The organism is Sphingomonas sp. LH128, assembly GCF_000293195.2.
In the GTDB taxonomy this organism is placed as follows: Bacteria; Pseudomonadota; Alphaproteobacteria; order Sphingomonadales; family Sphingomonadaceae; genus Novosphingobium; species Novosphingobium resinovorum_A.
The window spans coordinates 1-18,937 of sequence record NZ_ALVC01000087.2 but is presented as its reverse complement, the minus strand read 5'-3'; the positions used below and the strand labels follow the sequence as shown (position 1 = coordinate 18,937).

General features: G+C 68.6%; 23 protein-coding genes. 6 read left to right on the top strand and 17 right to left on the bottom strand.

Going from position 1 to position 18,937, the window contains the following annotated elements; translation table 11 throughout:
* The 6 genes from LH128_RS07795 to queC all read left to right on the top strand — a co-directional run.
* On the top strand, positions 1 to 579 hold a 579-nt coding region (locus LH128_RS07795; RefSeq protein ID WP_008829068.1), incomplete at its 5' end, for a cold-shock protein.
* Positions 580 to 767: 188 nt separating this feature from the next.
* The gene (locus LH128_RS07790; RefSeq protein ID WP_008829067.1) at positions 768 to 1,958 is read left to right on the top strand and encodes an aspartate aminotransferase family protein; all 1,191 of its coding nucleotides are present in this window, start codon (positions 768 to 770) and stop codon (positions 1,956 to 1,958) included.
* On the top strand, positions 1,958 to 2,881 hold the full coding sequence (gene argF / locus LH128_RS07785) for an ornithine carbamoyltransferase (RefSeq protein WP_008829066.1): 924 nt from the start codon (positions 1,958 to 1,960) through the stop codon (positions 2,879 to 2,881). The genes LH128_RS07790 and argF overlap by 1 nt, the downstream gene beginning before the upstream one ends.
* Positions 2,878 to 3,783 carry an Hsp33 family molecular chaperone HslO gene (hslO, locus tag LH128_RS07780; RefSeq protein WP_008829065.1) on the top strand — a complete coding sequence of 302 codons (906 nt, stop codon included), beginning with the start codon at positions 2,878 to 2,880 and terminating at the stop codon, positions 3,781 to 3,783. The genes argF and hslO overlap by 4 nt, the downstream gene beginning before the upstream one ends.
* A 106-nt stretch (positions 3,784 to 3,889) precedes the next feature.
* On the top strand, positions 3,890 to 4,291 hold the full coding sequence (locus LH128_RS07775) for a DUF3617 domain-containing protein (protein ID WP_036529925.1): 402 nt from the start codon (positions 3,890 to 3,892) through the stop codon (positions 4,289 to 4,291).
* A 65-nt stretch (positions 4,292 to 4,356) separates the two neighbouring features.
* Positions 4,357 to 5,064 (top strand): 7-cyano-7-deazaguanine synthase QueC, encoded by a 708-nt coding sequence (gene queC / locus LH128_RS07770; RefSeq protein ID WP_008829063.1) that lies wholly within the window; start codon positions 4,357 to 4,359, stop codon positions 5,062 to 5,064.
* 142 nt (positions 5,065 to 5,206) lie between these two features.
* Here queC and LH128_RS07765 read toward each other — a convergent pair whose 3' ends face one another.
* The 17 genes from LH128_RS07765 to LH128_RS07690 all read right to left on the bottom strand — a co-directional run bounded on the left by LH128_RS07765 (position 5,207) and on the right by LH128_RS07690 (position 18,795).
* Positions 5,207 to 6,220, bottom strand: a complete 1,014-nt coding sequence (locus LH128_RS07765; RefSeq protein ID WP_008829062.1) for an OmpA family protein — start codon at positions 6,218 to 6,220, stop codon at positions 5,207 to 5,209.
* Positions 6,221 to 6,409: 189 nt separating this feature from the next.
* Complete coding sequence (locus LH128_RS07760; protein ID WP_008829061.1) at positions 6,410 to 6,868, bottom strand: DUF2793 domain-containing protein; 459 nt, start codon at positions 6,866 to 6,868, stop codon at positions 6,410 to 6,412.
* Positions 6,869 to 6,903: 35 nt separating this feature from the next.
* Positions 6,904 to 9,096, bottom strand: a complete 2,193-nt coding sequence (locus tag LH128_RS07755; RefSeq protein WP_008829060.1) for a phage tail protein — start codon at positions 9,094 to 9,096, stop codon at positions 6,904 to 6,906.
* A gap of 1 nt (position 9,097) precedes the next feature.
* Positions 9,098 to 9,523 carry a hypothetical protein gene (locus LH128_RS07750; RefSeq protein WP_008829059.1) on the bottom strand — a complete coding sequence of 142 codons (426 nt, stop codon included), beginning with the start codon at positions 9,521 to 9,523 and terminating at the stop codon, positions 9,098 to 9,100.
* Positions 9,523 to 10,341, bottom strand: coding sequence for a DUF2163 domain-containing protein (locus tag LH128_RS07745; RefSeq protein WP_008829058.1), 819 nt, complete (start codon positions 10,339 to 10,341; stop codon positions 9,523 to 9,525). Before LH128_RS07745 ends, LH128_RS07750 begins: the two co-directional genes overlap by 1 nt.
* The gene (locus LH128_RS07740) at positions 10,338 to 12,680 is read right to left on the bottom strand and encodes a DUF2460 domain-containing protein (protein ID WP_008829057.1); all 2,343 of its coding nucleotides are present in this window, start codon (positions 12,678 to 12,680) and stop codon (positions 10,338 to 10,340) included. Before LH128_RS07740 ends, LH128_RS07745 begins: the two co-directional genes overlap by 4 nt.
* An 11-nt stretch (positions 12,681 to 12,691) precedes the next feature.
* Positions 12,692 to 13,249, bottom strand: a complete 558-nt coding sequence (locus LH128_RS07735; protein ID WP_008829056.1) for a hypothetical protein — start codon at positions 13,247 to 13,249, stop codon at positions 12,692 to 12,694.
* Positions 13,242 to 13,430, bottom strand: coding sequence for a phage tail assembly chaperone (locus LH128_RS07730; protein ID WP_008829055.1), 189 nt, complete (start codon positions 13,428 to 13,430; stop codon positions 13,242 to 13,244). The genes LH128_RS07735 and LH128_RS07730 overlap by 8 nt, the downstream gene beginning before the upstream one ends.
* Positions 13,427 to 13,735, bottom strand: coding sequence for a gene transfer agent family protein (locus tag LH128_RS07725; protein WP_008829054.1), 309 nt, complete (start codon positions 13,733 to 13,735; stop codon positions 13,427 to 13,429). The genes LH128_RS07730 and LH128_RS07725 overlap by 4 nt, the downstream gene beginning before the upstream one ends.
* The gene (locus LH128_RS07720) at positions 13,732 to 14,139 is read right to left on the bottom strand and encodes a phage major tail protein, TP901-1 family (RefSeq protein ID WP_008829053.1); all 408 of its coding nucleotides are present in this window, start codon (positions 14,137 to 14,139) and stop codon (positions 13,732 to 13,734) included. Before LH128_RS07720 ends, LH128_RS07725 begins: the two co-directional genes overlap by 4 nt.
* A gap of 187 nt (positions 14,140 to 14,326) precedes the next feature.
* On the bottom strand, positions 14,327 to 14,716 hold the full coding sequence (locus LH128_RS07715; protein ID WP_008829052.1) for a DUF3168 domain-containing protein: 390 nt from the start codon (positions 14,714 to 14,716) through the stop codon (positions 14,327 to 14,329).
* A 3-nt stretch (positions 14,717 to 14,719) separates the two neighbouring features.
* Positions 14,720 to 14,893: a hypothetical protein gene (locus LH128_RS33240; RefSeq protein WP_155986452.1), complete on the bottom strand. Its 174-nt coding sequence runs from the start codon at positions 14,891 to 14,893 to the stop codon at positions 14,720 to 14,722.
* Positions 14,890 to 15,447, bottom strand: a complete 558-nt coding sequence (locus LH128_RS07710) for a head-tail connector protein (RefSeq protein WP_008829051.1) — start codon at positions 15,445 to 15,447, stop codon at positions 14,890 to 14,892. Before LH128_RS07710 ends, LH128_RS33240 begins: the two co-directional genes overlap by 4 nt.
* Positions 15,448 to 15,653: 206 nt before the next feature.
* Positions 15,654 to 16,793 (bottom strand): phage major capsid protein, encoded by a 1,140-nt coding sequence (locus tag LH128_RS07705; protein WP_008829050.1) that lies wholly within the window; start codon positions 16,791 to 16,793, stop codon positions 15,654 to 15,656.
* 78 nt (positions 16,794 to 16,871) lie between these two features.
* Positions 16,872 to 17,345, bottom strand: a complete 474-nt coding sequence (locus LH128_RS07700) for an HK97 family phage prohead protease (RefSeq protein WP_008829049.1) — start codon at positions 17,343 to 17,345, stop codon at positions 16,872 to 16,874.
* Complete coding sequence (locus tag LH128_RS07695; RefSeq protein ID WP_008829048.1) at positions 17,342 to 17,650, bottom strand: DUF6127 family protein; 309 nt, start codon at positions 17,648 to 17,650, stop codon at positions 17,342 to 17,344. Before LH128_RS07695 ends, LH128_RS07700 begins: the two co-directional genes overlap by 4 nt.
* Complete coding sequence (locus LH128_RS07690) at positions 17,647 to 18,795, bottom strand: phage portal protein (RefSeq protein ID WP_008829047.1); 1,149 nt, start codon at positions 18,793 to 18,795, stop codon at positions 17,647 to 17,649. Before LH128_RS07690 ends, LH128_RS07695 begins: the two co-directional genes overlap by 4 nt.
* Positions 18,796 to 18,937 lie beyond the last annotated feature (142 nt).

Genomic DNA, 18,937 nt, shown 5'->3' with positions numbered 1-18,937 from the left:
GGCGGTGGCGGCTTCGGCGGCTTTGGCGGCGGGTTCTTCGGCGGCTTCTTCGGAGGCAGCGGCGGCGGTGGCGGCGGCGGCGGTATGCCTGCCCAGGTCGTCGGCCAGGGCAAGGGCGTCGTGAAGTTCTTCAACGCAGCCAAGGGCTTCGGCTTCATCCAGCGCGATGAAGGCGGCGACGATGTGTTCGTGCACATCAGCTCGGTAGAGCGCGCCGGCCTCGAAGGTCTGGCCGAAGGGCAGCAGCTCGAATTCCAGCTCGTCGATCGCGGTGGCAAGGTATCGGCTACCGACCTCGTGGTCGTTGGCGATGTGATCCCCGTCGCCAAGCGCGAGCCGGCGCCGCAGCGCCAGCTCACCGGCGAGAAGGCTACCGGCACGGTCAAGTTCTTCAACTCCATGAAGGGCTTCGGCTTCATCACTCGTGATGACGGCCAGCCGGACGCATTCGTGCACATCAGTGCGGTCGAGCGCTCGGGCATGTCCGGCCTCAACGAAGGCGATCAGGTTGAGTTCGACATCGAGGTCGATCGACGAGGCAAGTACTCGGCGGTCAACCTGCAGCCGCGTCAGGGTTGATCCTGCCTGCACTCCTCCGGGCCAGAACTCCTTAAGGACGTTTGACCCGGAGGCTGCAAACATCTAAACGCGCGCAAATGGCGGTCCGGTGGGGCCGCCATTTGTCGTTTGCGATCTTCAAAGCGAGATTTCTCTAAGGCCCGCCAAGACCCGCGTTCTGGGGGCTCGATTCTGCAAGGAATGCCGACATGTCCATTACCCCGCTGATGCCCGTATATCCCCGGTGCGGCGTGCGTCCCGTTCGCGGCGAACACTGCCATCTCATCAGCGAGGACGGTCGCCGTTTCCTCGACTTCGCCAGCGGCATCGCGGTGAACGCGCTCGGCCATTCGCATCCCGGCCTCGTCGGCGCGATCCAGAAGCAGGCCGAGACGCTAATGCACGTCTCCAACCTCTATGGCAGTCCGCAGGGTGAGGCCGTGGCGAAGCGTCTCGTCGAACTGACGTTCGCGGACACGGTGTTCTTCACCAATTCGGGCGCCGAGGCGGTGGAGTGCGCGATGAAGACTGCGCGCGCCTATCACCAGTCGGTCGGCAACGACCAGAAGTACGAGTTGATCACCTTCAACCAGGCCTTCCACGGCCGCACGATGGCCACGATCAGCGCTTCCAGCCAGGAGAAGATGCACAAGGGCTTCCTACCCTTGCTGCCCGGCTTCAAGTACGTCGAATTCAACGATCTGGAGGCTGCGAAGGCCGCGATCGGTCCGAACACGGCAGGCTTCATGGTCGAGCCGATCCAGGGCGAGGGCGGCATCCGCATCGCCACCGACGAATTCCTGCAGGGCCTGCGCGCGCTGTGCGACGAGCATGACCTCATGCTGATCCTCGACGAAGTGCAGAGCGGCGTCGGCCGCGCCGGGACTTTCTTCGCCTATGAGCAGTACGGCATCGAGCCGGACATCATGGCGACCGCCAAGGGCATCGGCGGCGGCTTCCCGGTCGGCGCCTGCCTCGCCACCGAGAAGGCGGCGCGCGGCATGGTCGCGGGCACGCATGGCTCGACGTACGGCGGCAACCCCTTCGCCATGGCGGCGATCGGCGCGATCCTCGACGTGATCCCGGACGAGGCCTTCCTCGCCGACGTGCGCGCCAAGGGCGAGCGGATCAAGGCTCGCCTTGAGCAGTTCATCGGCAACTATCCCGACCTCTTCGAACTGGTGCGCGGGCGCGGCCTGTTCATCGGCCTCAAGATGAAGGTCGAGCCGCGCGCCTTCGTGGCGCACATGCGCGACCATCACGGGCTGCTCACCGTCTCGGCGGGCGACAATGTGGTGCGCGTGCTGCCCCCGCTCGTCATCGATGACAGCCACATCGACGAGTTCATGGAAAAGCTCTCCGCCGCAGCGGCGGACTACAAGATCGAAGCGAGCGTGTGATGAAGGATTTCCTGAGTCTGTCCGATGCGGGCGGCGATACCCTCGCCGCCATGATCAACGACGCGATCGACCGGAAGGCGGCGCGCGCGGGCTGGGCCAAGGGCCGTGCCGACGCCGATGCGCCGCTTGCCAGGCACACGCTCGCGATGATCTTTGAGAAGAACTCCACCCGCACCCGCGTCTCGTTCGACATGGCGATGCGCCAGCTTGGCGGCTCGGCGCTGATCCTGGAGGCAGGTTCCACGCAGATCGGTCGCGGCGAATCGATCGCTGACACCGCCCGCGTTCTCAGCCGCATGGTCGACGCGATCATGATTCGCACCGACGACCACGCCAAGATCGAGGAACTGGCGCATTACGCCGACGTCCCCGTCATCAACGGCCTGACCGACCTGTCGCACCCGTGCCAGATCGTCGCTGACCTGCTGACGATCGTGGAGCACGGCCACGCGCTGCCCGGCCTCCAACTGGCGTGGCTGGGTGACGGCAACAACGTCGCCAACTCGCTGATCGAGGCGGCGGGGCTGATGAAGTTCACCATCCGCATCGGCGGCCCGGCGGGCTACGAGCCGGACGCCGGTTTCATCGCGCGCTGCCGCGAGGCCGGGGGCGAAGTCATCCTCACCAACGACCCGCACGAGGCTGTGGCCGGGGCGCAGGTCGTGGTCACCGACACCTGGGTCTCGATGGGCCAGCCGGGCGGCGAGCAACACGTTGCGGCGATGCAGCCCTATCAGGTCAATGCCGCGCTGATGGCCGCTGCCCGCCCCAAGGCAACCTTCCTCCACTGCTTGCCCGCGCACCGCAATGAGGAAGTGACCGACGAGGTCATGGATGGTCCGCAGTCGGCGGTGTGGGACGAAGCCGAGAACCGCATCCACGGTCAGAAGTCGGTCCTGCTCTGGGCGCTCGGCAAGCTGTGATCGAGGACGACCTGCTGCGCGACGATACCGGCTTCGACCGAGTCCTGTCGTTCACCGTGCCCGCGCGCCATGTGCGCGGGCGCATGGTGCGGCTTGGCCCGGTGCTGGAGACGGTGCTGTCGGCGCATGACTATCCCAAGGTCGTCAAGCATGTGCTGGCCGAGGCGCTGGTGCTGACCGCGCTGATGGGCTCGCTGCTCAAGGACGAGAACGCCCAGCTGACGTTCCAGGCGCAGGCCGAGGGCGGCGCGGTGGACCTGCTGGTCTGCGACTATCGCAACGGGGAACTGCGCGGCTATCTGCGCCACGATCCGGAGATGGTCGGGGCGCTGGAGGAGGACTGCTCGCTCGAGACGATGTTCGGCAAGGGCTTCCTGGCGATCACCTTCGACCTTGCAACCAGTGGCGAACGCTATCAGGGCATCGTGCCGCTGGAAGGCGCGTCGCTTGCGCATGCCTGCGAGAGCTATTTCGCGCAGTCGGAGCAGCTGCCGACGCTGATCCGTATCGCGGTCCGCTCGAACGGGCCGCGCTGCGTCGCGGGCGGCATGCTCGTGCAGCATTTCCCCAACGGCGAGGAAGGCCGTGAACGCCTGCACGTCAAGGAAGACCATCCGGACTGGGAGCATGTCGCGATCCTGTCTGGAACGGTGCAGGCCGCCGAACTGGTCGATCCGGTGCTGACGCTGGAGGAACTGGCGTGGCGCCTGTTCCACGAGGAAAGCGAAGTACGGGTTGAACCTTTGCTTCCGCTGAGCCGTGGCTGCCGTTGCACCGTCGAGCATTATCGCTCGATCCTGTCCAAGTTCCCCGAGGATCAGCTGGAGGACATGCGCGACGACGATGGGCACATCCCGGTCGATTGCGCGTTCTGTTCCAAGGTTCTGCGCGTCCCGGCCTGAGTAGCACAAGCGAGCGTCATACTCTCGCCACACCTATGAGTGACTTGAAATCCGGGGCGCCCCTGCCGATGTTGTGAGCGGCGGGACGTTTTCAGGGTGCGACGGAATGTTTTCGAAGTCTTCTCTTGCAGTGTTTGGACTGGCCGCCTGTGTAGCGGCAGCACTGCCGGCTTACGCGCAGCAGCAGTCATTGGGCATGCTCGATGCATTGGCACACGGTGGCTGGGAACTGCGCGAGCGCGGTGGTCCGGTGCGCAACATCTGCCTCGACAGTGGACGTCGGCTGATCCAGCTGCGCCATCCGGGGGCACCGTGCAGCACTGTCGTGGTCGAGGACAAGGCCGATCAGGTCACCGTGCAGTACACCTGTCGCGGACAGGGCTATGGCCGCACGCAGATCCGGCGTGAGACCGATGGCCTGGTTCAGATCGACAGCCAGGGCATCGTCAACGGCCTGCCTTTCGCGTTTTCCGCCGAAGGGCGCCGCACGGGCGATTGCCGCAGCTGAGTCTGCCGAAGACCTTGCGCATTTGATCGTTGTCGTCGCGGCGTCAGGGGCGTAGCGGGGCAGTCATGCATGAAGAGACAACCCCGCAGCCGGGCTCGGCTGCTCCGCAGGCCGTGGTGCTGCTTTCCGGCGGCCTCGATTCCATGGTCTGTGCCGGGATCGCGCGTGAACGCGGCTTCGCGGTCAATGCGCTGACCATCGACTACAACCAGCGGCACCGGCGCGAACTGGACGCGGCGGCCGAGATCGCCAGCTTCGTGGGGGCGCAGCGTCATGTGGTGCTGCCGCTCGATCTGCGGCGCTTCGGCGGCTCGGCGCTGACCGACGACATCGCCGTGCCCAAGGACGGCGTCGGCGAGGATATTCCGGTCACTTACGTGCCCGCGCGCAACCTCGTGTTCCTGTCGCTGACACTGGCCTGGGCGGAGGCGATCGGCGCCAACGACATCTTTATCGGCGTCAACGCGCTGGACTACTCGGGCTACCCGGATTGCCGCCCGGAGTTCATCTCGGCTTTCGAGAACATCGCTACGTTGGCGACCAAGGCCGGGGATGAGGGGCAGAAGCTGCGCATCCACGCGCCGCTCCAGTTCATGAGCAAGGCCGACATCGCCCGTGAGACGGACCGTCTGGGGCTCAATCCCGGCATGAGTTGGTCGTGCTACGATCCCCAGCCTGACGGGCGGGCCTGCGGGCTGTGTGACAGTTGCCGCCTGCGCAAGGGTGGCTTCGAGGAAGCCGGGCTCACCGATCCGACGTCTTACGCGGCCTGATCTTCAAGCCCCGTACAAAAGAAAGCCCGGCGAGCGATCTTGCCGGGCTTTTTCGTGTCTGGAAGGCGGCTCGCGTAACGCGGGCAAAAGAAAAGGGGGCCGGATTGCTCCGACCCCCCGATCTTGTACCGTTGCCGGTCGCTTACATGCCCGAACCCGGACCGTAAGTGATCTCGACGCGACGGTTCTGCAGCTCGCGCACGCCGTCCGCGGTCGGAACGCGCGGGTTGGCTTCACCGAACGCCTGGCTCGAGATCGAGCCGTCGGGGATGCCGTGGCTGGTCAGGTACGAACGGACCGAAGCGTTACGACGCTCCGACAGGCCCATGTTGTACTTCGGCGTACCCGAACGGTCGGTGTAGCCGGCCAGCATGATCGGCACGCTGTCGCAGTTCGCGTAGGCGCTGACGGCGCTGTCGAGAATGGTCGACGCTTCCGGCGTGATGTCCGACTTATCCCAGTCGAAGAACACGATGTACGGACCCTTGTTGCAGACCGGAGCCGGCGGCGGGGGCGGAGGAGGCGGCGGCGGGGGCGGCGGCGGGGGCGGCGGGGGCGGCGGCGGAGCAGCCGGTTCGCCGAAGTTGTACGCCAGGGTGCCGAGCAGCGAGTGCGAACGCCAGCGGGTGCTGATGTTCTCACCGGCCGGGCCGACCAGGTCGACGTTCGACACGTTCATGAAGCGATACTTCAGACCCACATCCCAGTGCGAGCTGATCGGAGCACGGATGCCCGCGATTGCCTGCCATGCGAAGCCGGTGTCCGAATCGTCGATCACGTCAGCGTGGACGCGAGCGACACCGGCACCACCGCCGACGAAGCCCTGCAGGCCGTCGTCCGGACCGAAGTCCAGAAGGCCGTTGACCATGAACGACAGGTTGCTGACGTCAGCGCCGCCGGAGTTCTTGATCGCAGCCTGGCGATAGCTGGCTTCGGTTTCGAGACGGAACGGACCGAAGTCGTAACCGAGCACGCCGCCGCCGTCGAAGCCCTTCTTGAAGTCGATCGTGGTGCTGGTACCGTCAACGACAGTGTCAGCGTCTTCGACGATCATGCCACCGAAGTCGAGTTCGAGATACCACGACTTGTCGCGCGCCAGCGCGGGAGTGGCGAAGGCGGTCGAAGCCAGCGCCAGTCCAAGGACGAGTTTCCTCATACGTTTCCCCTACAAAGAGATTTGGAGCCACCGAGTGCGAGAGTGTCTAACCCCTTGGCTTTACGTGTGCAAGCGCACATTGAGCGCGACTGTTGCAAATTTGTCGCGTTTGCGGGGGCTTGGGAGGTTGTTGCGCCCTCACTATCCAGAATCAGCAACACCTCTGCAACCCCTGTTTCCTTGCGCACGTCAAACCGAGGGCAGAATACCCAAGGCCTGGAGAGCCGCGATCAGATCGTTGATCGCGGTCCGAGCCTCCCCATCAACACTCGTCCCGCCAAGTGGTTCCACGGGGAGCGAACCTTTTCTCCAGAAACCGAAAAACAGCATTTCGGCCCCGCGCGAGGCATCGAAGACGCGCAGCCCGTCGCGGGGAGCTACGAAGGCCCAGCCGCCGCCGCGGCGCAGCGCGACGGCACCGTCCTGCCCGGACCATTCGCGAGTAGCGCCCGAAGCGACGATCCAGGCATCGTTTTCCAGGGAATTTTCCGGAGGCGTCGCCGCTTCGCCGAGCACCAGGCAGTGCATCAATGCATCACTCAGCAGAAGTGCCTCGTTGACGAAGGCTTCCTTATGGGCCTGCCCGGAATGGAGTAGCGGCAAGGCGAAGCGAGGGCTGGCATCGGTGAAATTCAGCAGTTCGGGCATGGCGGATCTCCGTGGGTTTCGGTCAGGGCCGTTCGTCAGGAAACAGGGGCTAGCGGCAGGGGCAGCGAGAGCGCGTGCGTGCCCTGCTGACGCACCTGGAACATCGCGTCGGCGTTGTGGGCGTATCGGGCGAGCACGGCGGGCTCGATGCGAAGTTCGGGTGCCTCGGTCGTCCAGGCGGCCAGGGGGGCGTCGAGCGGACCGAGCGTCACGAGGTAGCGCTCAGCCTGTTCGACGAGGGGTACATCGATGCCATCCGCCCACGACCATCCGCCACGCGCGCGGCGGGTCCATGTGAACGTCCAGGCGCCGTCTGCGGCAATGGCCCGGCGGGCATGGACCGGCGACAACGGGCGCAGCGTGATCCCTGCGAGGTATACGGGAGACGCTACCGGATCCGGGTCGCCACGTCCTTGCGCGAGGACTTTGCGCGAGGGCGAGGAGCCGAGCAGCCCGGCGTCCAGGGAGGCAAGCCCGGTGCCCGGCAGCACGAATGCCTCGCCATCCCCGTGCGCGGCGACGGCGGCTTCGGTCCCGCCACGACCGCGCAGAAGGCCTTCGAGCCGCCAGCGGCCCTGACCAAGAGACGTCGCCAGCAGGAACTGCACGATCTCCTCGCCGACGACCGCCAGGTTCCCTCCTTCGCCAAGGCGGCGCGTGTCGATGCTCGCCAGTTGCATCGCGGGATCGACGAGTTGGATTTCCAGCTGAGTGCCGCGATCGAGCTGCAGCGGATCGGCGCCGGGCAGCCGCGACAGCGCCGTGCCCATGATCGCGCGCGTCCGGCCGCTTTGGCCAAGAGGCTGCAGCGCGCCGTCACCTTGGTCGGCGTAGAGTGCCGCGCCGGTCCACCCCGCTTCGGTGCCGGAGACTGCTGCCACGGTGCGCACCGCGTCGGACGACCCTGCTGCAGGATCGAACGGGAGTTCGAACGCGGCGAGGCGGGTCTCGCCGGCCGGGAGATCAGGCGCGGGATTGCCACGTCCCGGATCCGAAGCGAGTGCGGGCGGCGTCGTCGCTCCCGGTGGAAGGGCGCGCTCCAGCGAAAGTTCGACGCCGCCGTCGTGCCACTCCCATGCCTGGATGCGCCAGTGTCCGGCGATGCCGGGCAGCGTGACCCGTGCGCCCGGCGCGACTCGCGGGTCGAGTTCGCAGGTGCGCCACGATATGCGGTCGCGGGTCCAGTCGATCCGGCGGGCGGCGCGTTCGATCATGGTGCGGGCCGTAGCGGCTCCGAGTGCGGCGGGCAGATCGATGGCGCCCGGTTCTGCGGCGAGGCTGCGGCCGGTCGCCCGCTGGAGGCTGGCCTGATAGTCGCGCTCGACGTCGTAATAGCGCAGGATGGCGGGCGGACTGTCGGAGGGCGCGGCACGGTGCCGGGTGAAGCCGGTCCGCGCGCCGAAATCGTCGTCTGCAGTCGCGATGGCAGGCTCGGCAAGGGCGATGGCGGCGGTTTGCCGCCGGTCGCGCGCGACGACGAGATTCTCGCCCGAGGCATCGATTTCGAGCGGAAGTATCTGCGCGAAGGTCTGCAAGTCCGACGCGGGAGCGCTTTCGCTGGTGTAGCCGACGACTTCGGCGAGAGCGACGTTCGCATCGATCTCGTCGATCACGTCGCCGACGATGTCCTGCAGCGAGAAGTCGTCGTCGGCGATGACCTCGAAGGTCAGTGACGGGATGCGGTTGTAGAAGCCCGAGAGATCGAGGTCTTCGAACACCACGTAGGCGAGGCCGCGATAGGCGGGGCAGCGTTCGGCACCCTCGGCTGAGGCGATCAGCGGGTCCGGCGGTTGACGGCCCGCCCCGGTATGGAAGCGCAAGGTCCCTGCGGCCTTGAGCTCCCCGTCGGCGCCGCGTAACAGCTGGCCGTCAGCCCAGATACGGCCGAGAGCGCGGATCGGCCGACTGGCGAGGGCGACCGCGAAGTTGGCGGAGTAGCCGTAAGTCGTCACGGATGGTCCGCCCTTGCCGGTGCCTTGCACCTCGCTGCGTTCGACAAGGTCGGTCGCCCAGATGACGGAGCCTGCCGTACGCATGCGGCCGAAGTGACGGGGCAGGACTTGTCCGTAAGTCGAGGTGGTTAGCGCCAGTTCCTTGAGGCGGGGGCCCTCGCGGCCGGTCGAGCCGAACAGTGCGGTGTCGAACTGGCGTCCCACCAGCGAGCCGATCGCCCCTCCGAGGGGGCCGCCCAGCATGGTGCCGATACTTCCGAAGACGAGCGTGGCCATGTCAGTTCCTTGGATTTGGCGCGAGGCGCCAGTGGTGCAGGAGAGGCCAATCGGGTGGCAATGCACCATGGACGACCCGGCGAAGGCCGGCATGGGCATGGACCACGCTGGTGCCGCAGATCACCATGGCTAGGTGCAACTGGCAGGTGGAAGGGCGCAGCATCAGCACGTCGCCGGGCAGAAGCGTGTCCCCTACCGGCTCCAGCCCCAGCCTTTCGAGGTCGAGCCGGACAGAGGGAACGATGCGGGTGCGCAGCGGGTAGCCATTGGCAAGGCGCACCGCTCGGCCGGACCGCGCGAACGCGGCTTCGATGACGCCGACGCAGTCGAGACCGACGCCCGGCTCGCGCCCCTGCAGACGGAACGGCGTACCCACCAGCGTTAGCGCGGCAGCAGCAAGGCGCGCGCCCGTGACTGCGTCCGTCACTACACCGGGCCGGGATATCGGGTGAGCATATCGTTGCCGGGCAGGAACGGCTCGCCCCGAAAGTTGACGGCATTGCCGAAGCGCTGCGAGCAGGTGCCGAGCGTGTGGTCGCAGCCTTCGCGCAGCAGGGCTCGGGTGCCGGGCTCCATGGCATCGGCAAGGGGAACGTCGAGGATCAGGCCGTTTGCGCCCCCGCCCATCACGTCCATCTGGATTCCGGCCTGAGGCCCGTCGATCCAGCGCAAGCGCCCGCCCGCGTGATCGGCGGCATCGGGGGCGCCTTCGAACAGCGCGGCATTGGTGGCGGCGTCGATGCCGAGCAGGCGCACTTCGCGGCTGAACTTTTGCGGATTGAGGTTGCACCCCGGCGCGCAGAAGATGGAGCGGCAGGCGGGGCTGGTGCGCGGCGTGGGATCGCGCCACAACTCGGCCTTGCGCGAGACGAGTTCGGCGGAGAAGGCGCCGTCGTCTTCGCTGACCGTGCCGATGGTCCCGGCGTAGAGCACCTCGCGCTCCAGCGTTTCCCAGTCGACAAGGCCGATGCGGACCTGGGCGCCGTCGAAACGTCCGGCGGCGAGGTCGGCGCTGTCGATCGCCTCGTGCGTCAGCGAACCGCGCACTTCGGCGCTGTCGGGCTCGAAGTCGGCGCTCTTGCGGATGGCGCTGGGCACCATGCCGGGTGAGGCCCGGTGGAGCACGCCGTCAAACCAGAGGTCGCGGTCGTGCGAAGTGAACCCCAGCGCCACCCCGTCGCCGCGCAGGATGCGCCAGAAGGTGGCGACGGTTTCGAGGTCGTCGGCGAACCAGCGGCGGGTCATGACGCCTCCCGGATTTCGACCACGGGCACGCTGGGCGCCTCGCCTGCGGCAAAGGCGGCGCCGGAGACTTCGAGGCTGTCCTCGGCGAAGCGGACGGGGACGTCGAACAGGAAGCCCGCGCGGACGTCCGCGCCGACTGGCGGGGCCTCGTCGAAAGTGACGAAGCCGTGCTCGGCCAGAGTCCAGTTGCCGACCTGCAGCGCCCCGTCGATGGAGACGAGAACCGTTGCGAAATCGGGCCGGGTGATGCGGCGGACTTGCGCGTCCTCGCCCTCGCCGTAGCGCTTGATGAGCGGGAACCCGGCCTTGATGCCGTCGCCGGTGCCGAGCGGCTGGTCGAGCGGGCCGGGCGCGGCGACCATGCCGCTCGAACTGAAGTCGCTGGGATCGCGCAGCCGGAACCCGCGAGCGGGACCTCGGCGGGCGCGGAAGAAGGCGATGAGTGCGCCCAGTTCCGCCTCGGAGCGCACGCCCGGGCCGACGTCGAAGCGCAGCCGGGCGTTGGACCACAGCGAATTGCGCCGCTCGAACCCGGAGGCGGTGACCGAGACGCTGGTGGAGAATTCGGGCACCACCGTCGCGTCGCGGCCGAGCGCGAGCGGGTAGAGCACGTCGTCGAAAGCCTGCATGGGGTCGGCTCCTGAGATTGGGGGCGGGGGGAGGCGCACGTATCCGTCACGCGCGACCTGGGGCAGCGCCCAGACGACGACTTCGTGGGGGGCGCGGGTCAGGGCTTCGTCGATCCCGGCGTCGATGCGGCGCCACTGGTCGTGCTGGTCGGGTCTGAGGACGAAGCCGGCGAGGTAGTCCTGTTTGCTGGGCGGGTAGCCGAGGCGGGCGTCGACTTCGGCGTGGGCATTGCGGCGATGGGCATCGGCCCCTGCGGTGAGCCAGTCGTAGTCTTCCACCTGCAGCCGGTCGAACGCGGGCGCGGCCCAGCCGATCGGCAGGTTGGCGCGCTTGAGGTCGGGCATGTCGGGCGCGAGCAGCGTGGGGGTGAAGACCAGCGCCAGCGCTTCGACCGGCGCGGGCGCGACCGCCGTGCGTACCGCCGCGACGAGGTCGGCGGTCGATTGCGCCAGCACCGCGCCTGCCTGATCGAGCATCGCCGTCTGCGCCGGGGCGAGCGGTGCGCGCATGTCGGGAATGGCGACGGGCGATCCGTCGAATGCGGCTCTGGCGGCATCGTCGTAGAGGCAGATGCGCCCGTCGCCGAAGGTCCACCACCATGGTTCACCGATCTGAAAGCGGACGGGTGCGCCCACCTCGGCGAGCAATCCGGCGAAGGCCGCGCCGACTGCCTGCAACCACGTCATCGCGTCCGCATTCGCCGGGGAGAGCAGGGTGGAGGGCGGATCCCAGCCGGTCAGCGCCGGGCTGCCGCCCCAGTCGCGCTGCTTCCACGCTTCGGGGCAATGCTGGTCGAGCAGTTCGTAGGATAGCGAGGCCATCGGGCTGAGGCCCGCCGCGAGGCATCCGGCGAAGAAGGCGCGGTGCCAGCTGCGGGTCGGGCCATTGAGGGGGTCGCCGCCCTGCCCGGCTAGGTATTGGCCGGCGTTCGCCGCGAGCCGGAAGTAGTGGCTCATGCCGAGGTAATGCACCACCGATCCGCGATAGCCGAGCTGGCGCACGGCGCGGATCAGGCGCGCCGGGGTCTGGACGCCCTGGTCGTCGTAGCCGGTCGCCATGGCGAGGCCGTTCGCGGGCAGGATCACGTCGCCGATCTCCAGCATGGCGCGGGCGCCGTCGGAGGCGATTTCGGACATCTCGAACCAACCTTCGGCCTCGTCGGGGAGCGGGTCGGGGCTGGTGCCGTCGTAGCCTGGGGGAGCAAAGGAGATGAACATCCGCTCGATCGCGCTGGGCCAGACGCGGTCGGCGTCGGCGGGCAGGGCGTAGCCGCCGTCGAGCGCCGAGAAATCGAGCGTGACGACCGCGTCCTCGCCCGTTCCTTGCGCATAGTTCCAGAGGCGCACGTACCAGGTATGCGGCGCGCCCGCTTCGTCGCGGCCCTCGATGGTGAGGGTCGGGCCGTTGATCGCGTCGAGCGGGATCAGTCCGCCCGACCGCCAGCGAAAGCGCAGCGAGGTATGCGCATAATCGCGGTCGGTGCGGTAGGCGAGAAGGGGATGGTCGAGCGTATCGACGCTGTCCCAGATCAGCCCGCCGAGGTCGGCGCGGCGCAGGAACGAGGCCTCGACGCGCAGTGCATCGGGGGAGGTGGACACCACCGTCGCCACTATCGGGCGCGGGAAGTTGACGGTCCAGAAGCGCGGATCGAAGCGCATGAGCCAGTCGCTCGCCTGCCCCTCGCGCTTGCTGGCGAGCCAGAATGCCATGGGCTCTCTCCTCAATTCGAGAGGGCGCGGCGCACAGCGCTCGCGACCTGGCGGCTGGAGCGCTGCAGCGACTGCGGCGCGCTGGAACCGCGCGGGGCCGAGAGGTTGATCGCCACGCGCACGTCGCGGCTGGCCGAACTGCCTGTTTCGACGCGGCCTGCGGAGGTCGGCACGAACAGCTCCGGCCCGTGCTCGCCCACCACATAGCCGCGTCCGGGCGAGACATTGCCGCCAGTGGCGCGGCCCGGCAGGCCGAGCGCGCCGGTCAGCAGGCCGGAGAGGTCCAGACCGCCGCCCGCGCCGCTGCCGCCGACCAGCGCCGAGGCCAAGGTCTGCGCGGCCTGTCCGGCGATGGCGTCGAGCGTCGAGGCGGCGGTGCGCTTGAGGTCGTCGAAGCCAAGGGCACCTTTCCGGATCGCGCCGGACAGGCCCTTTTCCAGCGCGTCGCCCGCGCGGGTGAAGCCGGACACGAGGTCGCCGTCCACGGCCTCGCGCATCTGCGCGATGTCGCGGGCGAAGCCATCGGTGCCGGCGCGGACCTCGACGAGGAGGCTGTCGATCTCATCCATGATCGTTTTCCATCAGCTTGGTGAGGGTATCCCGGTCGAAGCCCGCAGGCGCGCCGGGGGAGAGCAGGCCGAGCGCGGCGGCCAGTTCGGCTGGGGTGGCCGCCCAGAACTCGGCGGGCCGCCACCCCAGCGTGCGCGCGGACAGGCCGCAAAGGGCCAGCGCGGCGGCTGCGAAGGTCACGCGCGGCCCTTGAGCACTTGCGCGAGCAGTACCCGCAGCGGCGCGGCGCAGGCGGCGAGGCCCTGGGCGACGATCGCCGCGCCCACCGTTTCGCGGCTTGGCCGGTCGGCTTCGGGCAGGCAGTGCCAGAACAGCGTGGCCATCTCGGCGAGGTGAAGTTCGCCCGCGCCCGCCCGCTCGACGAGGGCGAAGAGCGGGCCGAGTTCCTCCTCGGCGGCGACCAGCGCGGTGAAGCTGGGCCGCATCACGTAGGCGCCGTGGCCGATGGCGATGGCCGCCTCGCCGCGCAGAGGGTTGGGCGTCATGCCGGGATCACCTCGCCCGAGCTTTCGAGCTGGAGCGTGTAGTTGCGCTCGCCGTTGAAATCGCCCGCGTAGTCGAGGCGCTGGACGAGGAATTTGCCGCGCAGCCGTTCGCCGTCCTCGAAGCTGAGTTCGTAGTCGCCAAGCGTGCCGGCCATGGCGTTGGCGCGCACCTGCGCCTCCGCCGCGCTGCCGAGGAAAATCCCCGCCGCGCTCACCGAGACCGAGCGCACGCCCGCGCCGGAAAGCAGTTCGCGCCAGCCACCGCTGTCCTTGGAGGTGACGACGACGGCGTCTCCGGTGACCGACATCTGCGTGGTGCGCAGCCCCGCGACGGTCTGGTAGGCGGCGGGGACGCTGCCGTTGGAGATCTTGAGGAGGAAGGCGCTGCCTTTCTGGGCGGGCATGGTAAGGCTCCTTTGGTGAAAGAGAGGGGGCACGCAGCGTCGCGTTGGCCTACCCCGTCCGGCTAGGCCCTTCGGGCCAAGCCTCCCGGCCCTCCCGCAAGCGGGAGGGCCTTACCTCGGGTCTCCCCTCCCGCTTGCGGGAGGGGTTGTGGGTGGGCCTGTCGCAACCTGCGCGTGAAATCAGTCGTCACTGCGCCAGCAGGCGAAACCTGTATTCGAGCAGGATCGCGCGGCGGCTTTCACCGCGCTGTTCGGCGCGGGCGCGCAGGAACTGGATTGTCGCGATCTGGAAGCCCGGCTGCAGGCGCGGCAGGCTGTCCACCCGCGCCTCGATGGCGGTGACGAGGTCCGCCGCCGCATCGGGCGCATCGCCCCGGCAGTGCAGTTCCAGCGCCACGCGGACCTCGCGACCCGGGGCGGTCTTGCAGCTCCAGTCGGTGCTGGCGCTCGAGGCGATGGCTAGCCACGGCAGGCTGGTGCGCGAGGAGGCTTCCTCGACCACCGCGTTGAGGTTCGCCGCGAGGGTCATGTCGGAGGCCAGCCATGCGATCAGGGCGGCGCGAAGGGGGATTTCCATGACTTATCCTTTCGCGAACAGCGGCCAGACGAGGCCCGCGCGGCGCCAGCGGCTATCATCCTGACGGGCAGCGAGACGGCGGCTGGTAGCCCAGGCGACGGCGAGGGCAGCGGCGTTTGCGGTCAGCCGCCGCGCGAGGGCGTCGAAGTCGGTCTCGGCCTTCATGGCGCCCGTCATTTCAGGCGCATCCGGCGCCACGGCCGCCACAGCGCGGCGACGGAGGCGGGCGGCAGAGGCGCGGCACCGTTGCCGTCACGCTCGCGGTGCTGGTGTGCGGCGAGGCGGACGACGCCGTGGCGCAGCGCTTCGGGCAGGGCGTCCCATTCGGGCGCGAGACCGGCGGTGAAGCGCACCGCGACGCGGCTCTCCGCGCCGGGCAGGGGAAGCCGCAAGCGGCCGGTGCCGTCGGCGTCGAGGTCCGCCTCCCAGCTGCCCGGCGCGAGCGTGGTGCGGGTGCCGTCCGCCGCGATCGTCTCGACCGAGGCGATGGCCTGGACCGGGCGCGTCGCCAGCGTGTGCCAGAACTGGTGCCTCTCGGGGCGGGTGGAGAGCACTTCCTCGCACTCGGCCTCGATCGGCAGGGAGCCGGTGAAGGCCTCGCAGGTGTCCAGCGCGGCGGCGAGCAGCCCGGTCAGCGAGGCGTCGTCGGTGGCGGTGGTGATGCCCAGCCACTGCTTCAGTTCGGCCAGCGCCGGGGGCGGCAGCGTGGGCGGGGTGAGGATGACCCGCATGGTGGGTGTCTCCGAATGGTAGGAAGGGGGTGGTTTGTGCCGAGGGGGCTTCGACAAGCTCAGCCTGAGCAGAATTGGGAGGTCTGCACTAACCTCCGCTCACCCTGAGCTTGTCGAAGGGTCAGGCTGAGCTTGTCGAAGCCCTCTCAGGTCACCCGCGCCGCCGGGAGGGGAAACGGCGGCGCGGGCGCTCTACCTGCGGGGCGTCAGGTAGAGATGCGCAGCAGCTTGATCGCGTCGGAATCCAGCACCTGCCCGCCGATCCGCTTGGTCGCGTAGAAGTGGACGAAGGGCTTGTTGGTGAACGGATCGCGCAGGATCGAGGTCGCGGTGCGCTCGGCGATGAGGTAGCCGACGCGGAAGTTGCCGAAGGCGATCGGCAGGGCGTTCGCGGCGATGTCGGGCATGTCCTCGGCCTCGACCACCGGGTAGCCGAGCGGGCGGTTGGGCTGGCCCTCCATCAGGCCCGGCTGCCACAGGAACGAGCCGTCCGCCGCCTTCAGCTTGCGCACCTGTGCCAGCGTCTTCGAGTTCATCACCCAGCTCGCGCCCTGGCGGTGACCCGCCTTGAGCGAGTGCACGAGGTCGATCAGCTTCAGTTCGGGCGAGGTGTCGAAGCCCGCCGCATTGCCCGAGACGATGTGCTGCAGCTGGCCGAAAGTGCGGGCACCGTCGGCCGAGGCGCTGGTGGTGCCGGTCAGGAAGCCGCGCGGCTGGTTGGTGCCGGTGCCGCTGACGAAGGCGGCGCCTTCGGCGCGGGCGAACTCCATCGCGATCTCGTCGGCCAGCCACGACTGGATGTCGAAGGCGGCATCGTCGAGCATCGCCTGGCTCGCCGCCGGGTTGGCGTAGAGTTCGCCGGAGGGCGGGGCGATCTCGGCGAAGCTGGGCGTCGCGGTTTCGGGGCGCGCGGCGGTCTCGCTCACCCAGCCCGAGGCGGTGCCGCCGGTGGTGATGAGCTTGCGGTAGCCCGCCGTGCTGGTCTGCACGACCTGCGCGATCGCGCGGATCGGGCTGATGTTCTTGAGCCGGGCCGAGATCAGCGCGTCGATCTCACGCGGGACGGCATAGCCGCCGTCGGCCAGGGCCGCGCCGGAGAGCGACTTGAGTTCCGTCTCGCGGCCCGAGCGCAGGTAGCCCTGCACGAAGCTCTTCACTTCGAGCGAGGGTGCGGCGCCCATGCCCTCGATCAGCGGCCGCGAGGCAGCGCGCGAGACGCGGTCGAGGCGGGCCTTCACGTCGTCGACGTCGGTGCGAAGGGCCGTGACGGCGGCGTCGGTGGCATCCTGGCGCGCGACTAGGTCGAACGAGGCGTCGATCGCCTCGACGGGAGCAGTGGATTCCATGGGTAGGCACCTTTCTGTGGTGGGGAAGGGGGGAGCCATGACGTCGTCCCGGGCTCGACCCGGGACCGGTGGCTGTCTTTAGGCGGTGGCTGTCACTCCGGGCGCTTCGCCATGGGTTGGGCGCGGCCCGGCCAGCGGTCCCGGATCAGGTCCGGGACGACGGAGAAACCAGATGCACCCGCGCGCCGTGCTGCATCGGTGGGTGACGAGGCTGACCTCGAACAGCTCCACGTCGAGCAGTTCGCGCCCCGCATCGGAGCGGCGGCTGGCACGGGCGCGGTAGCCGAAGGACAGGCCGGTGACCCAGCCGCGCTTGAGGGCGAGGCCCGCCGCGCCGTCCGGGTTGTCTACGCGCGCGACCACGCGCAGGCCGCGCGCATCCTCGGCGGCGGTTTCGACCCAGCCGATGCGGAGGTCCGGGCGGTGCTGCCAGTAGAGCGGGATCGGATCGCGGCGTTCGGCCAGCGAGCGGGCGAAAGCGCCCGCGCGGATGGTGTCGCGCCCGGCGTCGGGCTGGCCGAACAGGGCCGCGTAACCGGCGAAACGCATCATCGCAGCAGCTCCGTCGCACCCAGCCGCACGGTCAGGCCGAGCAGCAGCAGGGCGAGGGCGCCGCGCATGATCCAGCTGAGCACCGTGCGGCGCGCGCTCGACTTGGCGTCGCGCCAGGCCTGCAGCAGTTCGCGCAGTTCGCTGACGTCCTGCGGGGCGGAGGCATCGCCCAGGCCGATGCGCGCGAGCATGCGCCGCGCGCCCAGTTCGCTCGCTTCCTCGACCACCGCGCGCAAGGTGACGAGGTCGCTCCCCTCGGAGGCAGCCTGTGCGAGCAGACCGGCCAGCATATCATTTGAGTTCATGATTTGTTCCCTTCATCAAGACCCAGAAGGCGGCGCTTCTCGGACGGGTCGAGGAAATCGGCGGCGCTGACCTGCGACCACAGCCGCTCGCGGTCCTCGGCCAGCGCGGGCACGCGGTCGAGGTCGATCGCGAGCGCCGCATCGGGGAACCACGGGGCAAGGCCCTCGCCCAGCGCGGCGAAGATCTTGGACGCCAGCGGCAGCAGGGTGAGCCGCCACAAGGCGCGGTTGGCCTCGCGGTAGTTGTTGTAGGTCGCGTCGCCCGGCAGGCCGAGCAGCATCGGCGGCACCCCGAAAGCGAGCGCGATGTCGCGCGCGGCGGCGGCCTTGAGAGTGGCGAAATCCATGTCGGCGGGCGTCATCGCCATCGCCTGCCAACTGAGGCCGCCCTCCAGCAGCATCGGCCGCCCGGCGTTCGCCATGCCCGCATAAGCGGCGGTGAGTTCGGCCTTGAGCCGGTCGAATTGCTCGCCGGTCAGCGCGGCGCCGTCCGGGCCTTCGTAGACCAGAGCCCCGGAAGGTCGCGCCGCGTTCTCCAGCAACTGCCGGTTCCACGCTGAAGCCGCGTTGTGCGTGGCGATCGCCTCGTCCGCCGCACACAGGCACCCGGCGCCGTAGTGGTCGTCGCCCGGATGGAAATGGCGGATGTGGATCACGTTGGGCGAAGCGTCCTCGTCCAGCAGCGGGATCGACAAGCGGCGACCGGCGACTTCATAGGCATAGGCGGCAGGCCAGCCGTCCTCGCCCGCGACCACGCTGACCCGCTCGGGCCGCAGCGCGAACAGTTCGACCGGACGGCCGCGCGCGTCCTTCATGACCTGCACGTAAGCATTGCCATGAAGCAGCAGATGAGAGGCGAGCGTTTCCAGCAGCGACTGTCCGGCGCTGGTATCGGCGACCAGCGCGGCCAGCGCAGCATCGGTCGGCCTGAGAGGCGCGCCGCCGATACCCTCGGCGACAAGCCGCACCGCACGCTGGGCGACGGGATTCTCGAGGTAGGCGCGGCGTACCGCATGATTGTAGTCGAACGGAGTACGCCCGTCGCCGCACTGGCTGAAGAACCACGGCGATGCCGATCCGCGCGCGAGCACAGGTCGGTCACTTGTGCCCTTGAAAGCGGCGACGAGCGATTCGAGGAAGGACACGGGAGAAGGTTCCTTTCGAAGAGAGGAAATCAGGGAAGGAAGAGAAGTCCTGGGGCCATCGCCCCAGACCCCTGTACTGTCGTCGCTGCGCGTGCAGCCGCCTCAGCCCCACATGGCGCCGCAGGCTATTTGTCTCCCGGCT